Genomic DNA, 9508 nt, shown 5'->3' with positions numbered 1-9508 from the left:
TACGTCTGGATAAAAGTAAGATGATGCAGAATAGACACAGCGAAGTGGTAGTTCAGTTGATTAAGCTTTTTATCTCCTTCTTCATCCTGTATTCTTTTTATATCAATATTTCAAGGATGATTTTATGCGCTTCAAGCCTCTCCTGTTTCCTTCTATTTTTTTATATCTATCTTCTTCAGTGGCATTAGCTGATGAAACTCGCCCTAAAATTGGGTTGGTGCTTGCTGGCGGTGGAGCAAAGGGTGCTGCACATATTGGGGTACTTAAAGCACTAGAAGAAATGAAAATCCCCATTGATTATATTACAGGTACCAGTATGGGGGCTTATATTGGGGGGTTATATGCATCAGGATTAAGTGCGGATGAAATCGAAATCTTTATTGATACTATTGATTGGAATAGCGGATTTGTTGATAAAGTTGAACGAAGTGAAAGACAAATTAGAGATAAGGAATATGAAGATCGTTATCAAATCGGAACAGATATTGGCTTCTCCTTCACAGAACTAAAAGCACCAAAAGGCTTTGTTCAAGGCCAGAATATGGCCAAAATCCTGAGAACAACGTCAGGAAATGTTCCTTATTTAGAGTCATTTGATGATCTTCCTATCCCATTCAGAGCTGTTGCTACTGATATAGAGAAGCTAGAGCCTGTGATATTAGATCATGGCAATTTAGCAGAAGCAATGATGGCAAGTATGTCAGTTCCTGGAGCGCTTCCACCTGTTGAATATGAAGGGCGTTTGTTGGTTGACGGCGGTAGTGTAAATAATATGCCTGTAGATATAGCAAGGGAGATGGGGGCAGATATTATTATAGCTGTAGATATAGGTTCTGATTACTTAGAGGCAAAAGATATCTCTAGTTATTTATCTGTAATGGGGCAATTAACAAATTACATTGTAAAAAATAGCACCCTTCAGCAAGAAAAATTATTAGGTGAAAAAGATATATTACTTTCTCCCCATGTAGGGAAAATGGAAACTGCTGAATTCGATCGAATGCCTTTTGCTTATGATAAGGGTTATGACATTGCTTATGAAAAACATAAAGTATTAGATAAATTAGTTATATCAGAGAAGGCTTATCAGGCTTATAGCGATAATAAATATAAAAAAACAGAGCAACTTATACGTGGTAATTCGTTACCAATAAATAAACTGCAATTAGAGAATAAAAGTTTATATACAGAAAAAATGTTGCTAGACCGTCTTAATATTAAAGAAGGTCAAACATATACCGCCGATGAATTAGAAGCACATATAAGAGATTTATATGTCATTGATAGATTTGAACGAGTTGATTATTACTATAAAGAAACAAGTGAAGGAACTCATGATCTTGTTGTTGAAGTTAAGGAGAAAAGTTGGGGTCCAAACTATTTAGATTTTCGCTTTGCTCTTGAAGATGACTTTGATAATCAGAGTAAATATTCACTAGGAATGTCGATTAATTTTACTGATATTGAATTAACGGGCTTTAGAGATAATCGTTCAGAATTGAGAGTTAATTTTGAGTTAGGAACCGATAAATTGATCTCTGCTGAGTTATATACCCCATTTTTAATCAACCAACTATTATTTACATCATTTAAGTCGACTTATAGTGTTGAGCAGAAAAAATTCTCTTTATCAGGTAATGAATTAAGTTCAATTGATAATGATTTTCCCTTGGAGTATAGCGATTTAGTTCTTGAAGCTGCGTTTGGTCTACAGGGGCGTTTATGGAGTGATTTTAGGATCGGTGGACGATACACTAAAGGTGATGTTGCTTTTAGTAGTATCTCAAGCATTGATGCAAGTTATACTCGAGAAGGTGTTTTTGCTCAGTATCGTCTTGATACATTAGATAACTATACTTTCCCAACTAAAGGTTTCTACGTTCGTTCAGAGTATCTATATTCTCATGATAATGTAGATGACAGTGTTATTGATATTGATGGAACAAAAGATTCAGTTATAGAGTTTACTGTGAACACAAGGGCAGCTTGGACTTATTATCGTCATACTTTCGTCGGTAATTTTGAGTATGGCGTTGTTGAAAATAAAAAGGGAGATTTACAGTTAGAGCCCAAATCACTCGGTGGTTTTTTACGTTTATCAGGTACACCAAAAGATAGCTTAACAGGACAAAATTTAGTTTTTACTAGTCTTGTATATCGATATCGCTTAATGGATAACGATTTTGGATTATTTCAATCACCTATATATTTAGGTGCCTCAGTCGAAAATGGAGGGTTATGGAATGAAGAGAACTTCAGTGATGCACCAATTTACACTGCGGGCTCTATTTTTGCTGGAATAGACTCACCAATAGGCCCAATTATTTTCGCTTATGGTCGCACAGAACAAAATCACGAATCAGTATATTTAAGTATTGGTGCAACTTTATAATGTTTAAAAGTGCGCCATAAGTCGTATGTTGTTTGATGTGGTGAGATTTTAATTTTGAGTTAAATTTGCTATCATCTCGCCACATTTTTAGTCTATTCCGATACATATTCTCTTGTTTTATTGAGATTTATAACAGAATTAAAAAGTTAATGGATATAAACTGAATTGTTTCCAAGGATGTTTACTCATTAAGAGTAGACCAGAAAGTGAGGAATTAAGTCGTGCTTGAAGCTTATCGTAAACACGTCGAAGAGCGTGCTTCAGAAGGTGTGGTCCCAAGACCATTAGATGCTGAGCAAGTAGCAGCATTAGTTGAATTAGTAAAAAATCCACCGCAAGGTGAAGAAGAATTTATTCTTGATTTGCTAGAAAATCGCATTCCACCGGGTGTTGATGAAGCGGCTTATGTAAAAGCGGGCTTCTTAACTGCAATCACAAAAGGTGAAGTGGCGTCTCCATTAGTTAGCAAAGCAAAAGCGACTGAACTGCTTGGTACTATGCAAGGTGGTTACAACATTGAACCTCTAGTCTCTCTACTAGACGATGCTGAGCTTGCTCCAATCGCTGTTAAAGCATTGTCTCATACTCTACTTATGTTCGACGCATTCTACGATGTAGAAGAGAAAGCGAAAGCAGGTAATGCTTCAGCACAACAAGTACTTCAATCTTGGGCTGATGCTGAATGGTTTACTGCTAAAAATAAAGTAGCAGAAAAAATTACTGTTAAAGTATTTAAAGTCACTGGTGAAACGAACACCGATGATTTATCTCCAGCGCCAGATGCGTGGTCACGTCCTGATATTCCAGTACACGCAAAAGCGATGCTGAAGATGGAACGTGATGGCATTACTCCTGATGAACAGGGCAGCGTTGGTCCAATTGCTCAAATTGAAGAAATGCAAAAAGAGGGTATCCCACTGGCTTATGTTGGTGATGTTGTTGGTACGGGTTCTTCACGTAAATCGGCAACAAACTCAGTACTTTGGTTTATGGGTAAGGATATCCCGTTCGTACCAAACAAGCGTACTGGCGGTGTTTGTCTTGGGGGTAAAATTGCACCAATCTTCTACAATACAATGGAAGATTCAGGCGCACTACCCATTGAACTGAACGTACAAGATATGAACATGGGCGATATCATTGATATCTACCCGTACGAAGGTGTTGTTCACAAGAACGGTTCTGTGATTTCAAACTTTGAGCTAAGCAAAGTACTTCTTGATGAAGTGCGTGCTGGTGGCCGTATTCCACTGATCATCGGTCGTGGTTTAACAAGTCGCGCTCGTGACGCTCTAGGTCTAGCTGAAACGGATCTGTTTGCTAAACCAATCGATCCATCGGCATCTGATAAAGGCTACACACTAGCTCAGAAGATGGTTGGTAAAGCATGTGGTGTTGAAGGTGTGCGTGCTGGTCAGTACTGTGAACCTAAAATGACGACGGTAGGCTCGCAAGATACTACTGGTCCTATGACGCGTGATGAGCTTAAAGATCTGGCGTGTCTTGGTTTCTCTGCTGACCTTGTTATGCAGTCTTTCTGTCACACATCAGCATATCCAAAACCAGTTGATGTAAACACGCATCACACGCTACCTGATTTCATCATGAACCGTGCGGGTGTTTCACTTCGCCCTGGTGATGGTGTTATTCACTCATGGCTAAACCGTATGCTTCTTCCTGATACGGTAGGTACAGGTGGTGACTCGCATACTCGTTTCCCTCTAGGTATTTCATTCCCTGCAGGTTCTGGCTTAGTAGCATTCGCTGCTGCGACAGGTGTTATGCCTCTTGATATGCCTGAATCTATTTTGGTTCGTTTTAAAGGTGAAATGCAACCGGGTATCACACTACGTGACCTAGTACATGCGATTCCACTATATGGCATCAAGCAAGGCCTACTAACGGTAGAGAAAGCCGGTAAGATTAACGAATTCTCAGGTCGAGTTCTTGAAATTGAAGGCGTTGAACACCTATCTGTTGAGCAAGCTTTTGAGCTTTCTGATGCATCGGCTGAGCGTTCTGCTGCAGGTTGTACTGTTAAGCTATCTCAAGAGTCTATCGATGAGTACCTGAACTCGAATATCGTTATGCTTAAATGGATGATTGCTGAAGGTTACGGTGATGTTCGTACGATTGAGCGTCGTATTACGGCAATGGAAGAGTGGTTAGCGAATCCTGAGTTGCTGTCTGCTGATTCAGATGCGGAATACGTGCACGTTATTGAGATTGATCTTGCTGACATCGATCAACCAATCCTATGTGCACCAAACGATCCAGATGATGCACGTCTTCTTTCTGACGTTCAAGGTACTGATATTCAAGAAGTGTTCATCGGTTCTTGTATGACCAACATCGGTCATTTCCGTGCAGCAGGTAAGATGCTTGAAGAGTTTAATGGCTCTTTGAATACTCGCCTATGGGTTGCTCCGCCAACTAAAATGGATAAAGACCAACTGACAGAAGAAGGCTACTACGGTATCTTCGGTCGTGCTGGGGTTCGTATTGAAACTCCGGGTTGTTCATTATGTATGGGTAACCAAGCTCGTGTTGCTGACAAGTCGACGGTAATGTCTACGTCTACTCGTAACTTCCCGAACCGTTTAGGTACTGGTGCGAACGTTTATCTGGCTTCTGCTGAGCTTTCTGCTGTTGGCGCGATTCTAGGTCGTATTCCAACAAAAGAAGAGTACTTAGAGTACGCTGAGAAGATCAATGCAACCGCTGCCGATACATACCGTTATTTGAACTTCCATAAAATGGGTCAGTATACAGAAAAAGCAGATACGGTTATCTTCCAAGAACCCGCTTAATCTTTGTTTATAAATGAAAAAAGCAGCCAAATCGGCTGCTTTTTTATTGCGTTGAATCTTAAGTTAATTATTTTTAATGTTCATAGAGTAAATAGCAGCGACATTTCTTGCTGTGTTTTCAACATTAATAGCGGCTTCTTTTAGCGCTGTTTCTAATGATACAGAGCGAGGAACAACACTGAATACTGCATCAATACCATATTCATGAACAATAGCGCAATCATCAGATAAGCAACCAGCAATGCCAATAACAGGTAAATCAAACTTTTTCGCTGTTCTTGCTACACCAATAGGCGTTTTGCCATGAATGGTTTGGCTATCGATACGCCCTTCACCTGTAATCACTAAATCTGCTTTAGCCAGCACATCGCTTAAATTAACTGCGTCCATAACGATTTCGATACCAGGGCGAAGAGTAGCATCAAATAAACCAAGTAGTGCAGCGCCAAGTCCACCAGCAGCCCCAGCTCCTGCCGTTTCTTTTACATCTTTGTTTAATTGTGATTTCATTACATCAGCATAATGGCCTAGGTTTGAATCTAATGTTTTTAGCATTTCAGGTGTTGCCCCTTTTTGTGGGCCAAAAACATAAGAAGCACCTTTGGGGCCGCATAATGGATTATCAACATCGCACGCGACTTCAAGCGTAATATCATTAAGGCGGGGATCTTTACTTGATGTATCGATCGTTGCAAGGTGTGTTAAGGAACCTCCACCAAAAGCAAGATCATTACCATTTTTATCCAGAAGTTTGATGCCAAGCGCTTGAGCCATGCCAATGCCGCCATCGTTAGTCGCACTACCACCGATACCTACAATAATATGTTTTACACCTTTATCGAGAGCCGCTTTAATTAACTCGCCAGTACCATAGGTTGTGGTGTGTAAAGGGTTACGTAAACTTGGTTCAACAAGGTGTAAACCTGATGCCGCAGCCATTTCAATAATCGCGGTTTGGCCATCGCCAAGTAATCCATAGAACCCTGTTACTTGTTCACCAAGAGGTGAGGTAACCGTATGTTCAATGATAGAACCGCCAGTAGCGTCAATTAGAGATTGAACTGTCCCTTCACCGCCGTCGGCCATTGGTAATTTAATATATTCTGCGTTAGGTAATACTTGTTTAAATCCAGCTTCAATTGCCGTAGCGACTTCCATCGCTGTTAAACTTTCTTTGTAAGAATCAGGAGCAATAACAATTTTCATAATAAAGCCTTATTAAACAAATAAACCGAAGACACCAAAGATGAGCGTTGAAACAGTTGCGATCATAAGACCAACCGCTGATTCATATGGGATAAGTTTTAAACGTTCTTTCATGTCCATGTGAACTGCGCCACCTGTTGCATGAAAGAAGCTACCATGTGGCATGTGATCAAATACTGTCGCACCCGCGTGGATCATTGCAGCACCAGCAAGAGCAGGAACGCCAAGCTCTAAGATAGTATGACTAAAGACACTTGCTGCAACCGCTGTACCTGCGGTCGTTGATGCTGTTGCGAGTGACATCATGGCACCTGAGATTGGCGCTAATAAATAAGAAGGAAGACCAGAGGCGGTTAATATTTCAATTAAGCCTGATTTAAGTCCAGAGTTCGCAATAATGCCAGCTAGAGTACCGGTACCAAGTAGCATTACCGCCACTGGAGCCATACGAGAAAGGCCAGATACTGCAAAGTGATTGGTGTCTCTAAAGCGCCCCATAGCAACAGCACCTAGTAAACCACCAAGTGGAAGTGCGATGAGTGGATCAACGTTAATCCCAGCGATAGGACGTAGAGCAAGAAGGCTAATAGCAACAAGAGGAGCGACGATTGAAGTAACGAAACTTGGTAAGCGAGAATGATCAACCGCCACGACTTCATGCTCTTGAACTTTGCTGCCTTTATTGACTAATTTCTTAGCGATAAAATAGGCAAAGACTAGACCGAATAAGCCAGGAATCACACCTGCTGCCATTACTGAGGTTAAAGGGACATTGAATGCGTCAGCCGCTGCAATGGCGTTTGGATTAGGAGACATAACGTTACCCGCTTTACCGCCTCCAACCATAGCTAATAGAATCGCCATTTTTGAAAGATCAGCACGACGAGCAATAGCTAGCGCAATAGGAGCTACGGTGATAACAGCAACATCAACAAAAACCCCAACGGCGGTTAAGATCATTGTTGCTACCGCTAAAGCCAGTAAAGCTCGAGTTTCCCCGACTTTCTTTACAATGGTTTCAGCAATAGAGGTTGCTGCACCAGATTCGATTAGAACACCAGCAAGAACACCAGCAGCTAGAATACGAAGCACAGCAGTAACAATGCCTTGCGCACCACCTATCATTAAGTTAACGGTATCTGTAAGTGATACACCACCAATAACACCACCGATTAAAGCACCAATGATCATGCCATAAGCCGGCGGTACTTTTTTCAAAATGAGTGTTATTGCAACGGTTAAGGCGGCGAGTGCACCTAAAGTCGATACTTCGATCATATTAACGTTCCATTTAATAATTAAGATGCCAGTAATCTATCTTTAAGCATAGAAATAAGCTTTAGACGAATGAACAAATTTTATCGTCTGGGTAGACCTTTGATTGTGCAGTTGCACAAATGTGTATTATGTATAACTTGATAGTGTTGATAAATATAAATAAGTGCGATCATTTATCTTATTGATATTTAATGATGTTTCTTGTTGTATTTTGTCTATTCGATAGCGAAGAGTATTTCGATGAATATGAAGCGTATTGCAGGTTTGAGCTGAATCACAATTATGACTAAAAAAAGCTCGAAGCGTTTTAATTAAAATACCTTTTGTATCGCTGGCCATTAATTTTTGGATTGGAAGGGCGAGTTGTTCTGAACGCCATGCATCGGTTTGTAAGCCATCAATTAAAACAGGCAAGACATTATCTTGGTAAAAAAGAATACGACTTTTTGAATTGGCAGTATTCATGGTGGCTTTGGCTGTCATATAAGATTGCGCCAGCCCTTCTAGATTTGGAAAGTAATCACCAAGCGCTATTTTTATCGTGAACTTTTCATCATGAGAGATCCTTTGGAAAAGTTGGCGAATACGTTTTTCTTCGTGCGATCTATTCCAGCCACTATCAGTCAGCGTAATAGGTTTTAAAACCACGACTTCATTTAGAGTTACAGAGCTAATTGCCACTAAATTATCGCGTTCAGGATATTCTAATAAATGAACTAGTTTTTGTAGGTGAGTAAGAGAGAGATTCTCTCCTTTAAATGAATCAACCTTAATAATGGTAGCGATCCTAGGTTGATGAAGATCGAGTTCTAAGCGTTCAGCAATCGAATACAGTTGTTGAGTGTTGAGATCAGAAGGTTGAATTAGCTGTAAAACCAACTCTTCCTTATGTCGTTTCGACCACTGTATCTCTGTCATTAATGCCGCTTGCTCTATGATTAGTTCAGCAGTCATTTTTACTAATTCACCGTATTGTTGAATATCTATTGGGTGGCCTGAAATACCAACCACACCAATGATGTGATTTTGGAAAATAATAGGCAAGTTGATCCCCGCTTTTACCCCACGTAATTGCTGGGCTGTAGAGTGGTCTATCTCGACAATACGGTTCTCATTAATAGCTAAAATAGCGCCCTCATGACGGCAATTAAGACGAGATGGATCGCCGGAACCAATGATCACACCAAACTCATCCATCACATTGACAGAATGCTTGATGATTTTCATTGAACGTTCAACGATTTGCTTTGCGATCACGGTGGTTAGTTGCATGGTTGAATCTCTTTCATCATGGAATAAGGGGCTTAGCTATAAAAATACTAGGGATAGGATTATACTGGAGGAAAATAGCTCAGCACTGTCTTTGGTTAAAAACGTGTGAGCTAACGTCAATTATCGTAAGGGTTTCCGATGGATTACGAATTTAAGAAAAATACACTCGATGGCACCTATCATGCGAACTTTTCTATGGGGCATGAGGCTATGGGGCGTTGGCTAGTGGAAGATGTTGCAAAAGATACTGAGCTATTAGCAGAGTTGTATCAGCAAATAGCAGCAGTAAAAAATACTCAAGACGAATGGAAGCGCTCAGGAAAGGTGATGACACTTATCCTAAGTGATCAAGAAGTTATCGTGCAGGAAAACGTGCTGTTTGAAAACTCAGAAGAAGAGTTTGAAGAAGATATTCATATGTATGACGATGAATGTATTTCAGTATGTGGGTTAGAGGACTTTGAAACTATGCTCCAAAGTTGGGAAGCATTTATTCGACGCTTCTGATATTAGTTGTTATTGCTCAATACTAGGGAAAGGCTGCACTTAT

Annotated in this window: 6 protein-coding genes; 3 read left to right on the top strand and 3 right to left on the bottom strand. The window is 40.3% G+C overall.

Annotated elements, in window-relative coordinates; all coding sequences use genetic code 11:
* Nucleotides 1–124 precede the first annotated feature (124 nt).
* Together PVK71_RS18445 and acnB are read left to right on the top strand one after the other, a co-directional pair.
* Complete coding sequence (locus PVK71_RS18445) at nucleotides 125–2392, top strand: patatin-like phospholipase family protein (protein ID WP_274420555.1); 2268 nt, start codon at nucleotides 125–127, stop codon at nucleotides 2390–2392.
* Nucleotides 2393–2613: 221 nt separating this feature from the next.
* Nucleotides 2614–5202, top strand: coding sequence for a bifunctional aconitate hydratase 2/2-methylisocitrate dehydratase (gene acnB, locus PVK71_RS18440; protein ID WP_274420554.1), 2589 nt, complete (start codon nucleotides 2614–2616; stop codon nucleotides 5200–5202).
* A gap of 63 nt (nucleotides 5203–5265) precedes the next feature.
* On the opposite strand, the gene PVK71_RS18435 is transcribed toward acnB, so the two are convergent.
* The 3 genes from PVK71_RS18435 to PVK71_RS18425 all read right to left on the bottom strand — a co-directional run bounded on the left by PVK71_RS18435 (nucleotide 5266) and on the right by PVK71_RS18425 (nucleotide 8958).
* Entirely contained in the window at nucleotides 5266–6408 is a 1143-nt protein-coding gene (locus PVK71_RS18435; protein ID WP_274420553.1) for a glycerate kinase, read from the bottom strand.
* 12 nt (nucleotides 6409–6420) lie between these two features.
* Nucleotides 6421–7686, bottom strand: coding sequence for a GntP family permease (locus tag PVK71_RS18430; protein WP_274420552.1), 1266 nt, complete (start codon nucleotides 7684–7686; stop codon nucleotides 6421–6423).
* 126 nt (nucleotides 7687–7812) lie between these two features.
* Nucleotides 7813–8958, bottom strand: a complete 1146-nt coding sequence (locus PVK71_RS18425; protein ID WP_274420551.1) for a sugar diacid recognition domain-containing protein — start codon at nucleotides 8956–8958, stop codon at nucleotides 7813–7815.
* Nucleotides 8959–9096: 138 nt separating this feature from the next.
* On the opposite strand from PVK71_RS18425, the gene PVK71_RS18420 reads away from it, so the two are divergent.
* Entirely contained in the window at nucleotides 9097–9465 is a 369-nt protein-coding gene (locus PVK71_RS18420; RefSeq protein ID WP_130046222.1) for a YacL family protein, read from the top strand.
* The last annotated feature ends 43 nt before the right edge of the window (nucleotides 9466–9508 follow it).

It is taken from the genome of Aliivibrio sp. S4MY1, from assembly GCF_028765545.1.
Lineage (GTDB): Bacteria > Pseudomonadota > Gammaproteobacteria > Enterobacterales > Vibrionaceae > Aliivibrio.
The sequence above is the reverse complement of the archived record's forward strand: the minus strand, read 5'-3'. Positions and strand labels throughout refer to the sequence as shown.

Coding starts and splice junctions, on each gene's coding strand:
- PVK71_RS18445 (WP_274420555.1), top strand. CDS start 125: ATGCGCTTCAAGCCTCTCCTGTTTCCTTCTATTTTTTTATATCTATCT.
- PVK71_RS18435 (WP_274420553.1), bottom strand. CDS start 6,408: ATGAAAATTGTTATTGCTCCTGATTCTTACAAAGAAAGTTTAACAGCG.
- PVK71_RS18430 (WP_274420552.1), bottom strand. CDS start 7,686: ATGATCGAAGTATCGACTTTAGGTGCACTCGCCGCCTTAACCGTTGCA.
- PVK71_RS18425 (WP_274420551.1), bottom strand. CDS start 8,958: ATGCAACTAACCACCGTGATCGCAAAGCAAATCGTTGAACGTTCAATG.
- PVK71_RS18420 (WP_130046222.1), top strand. CDS start 9,097: ATGGATTACGAATTTAAGAAAAATACACTCGATGGCACCTATCATGCG.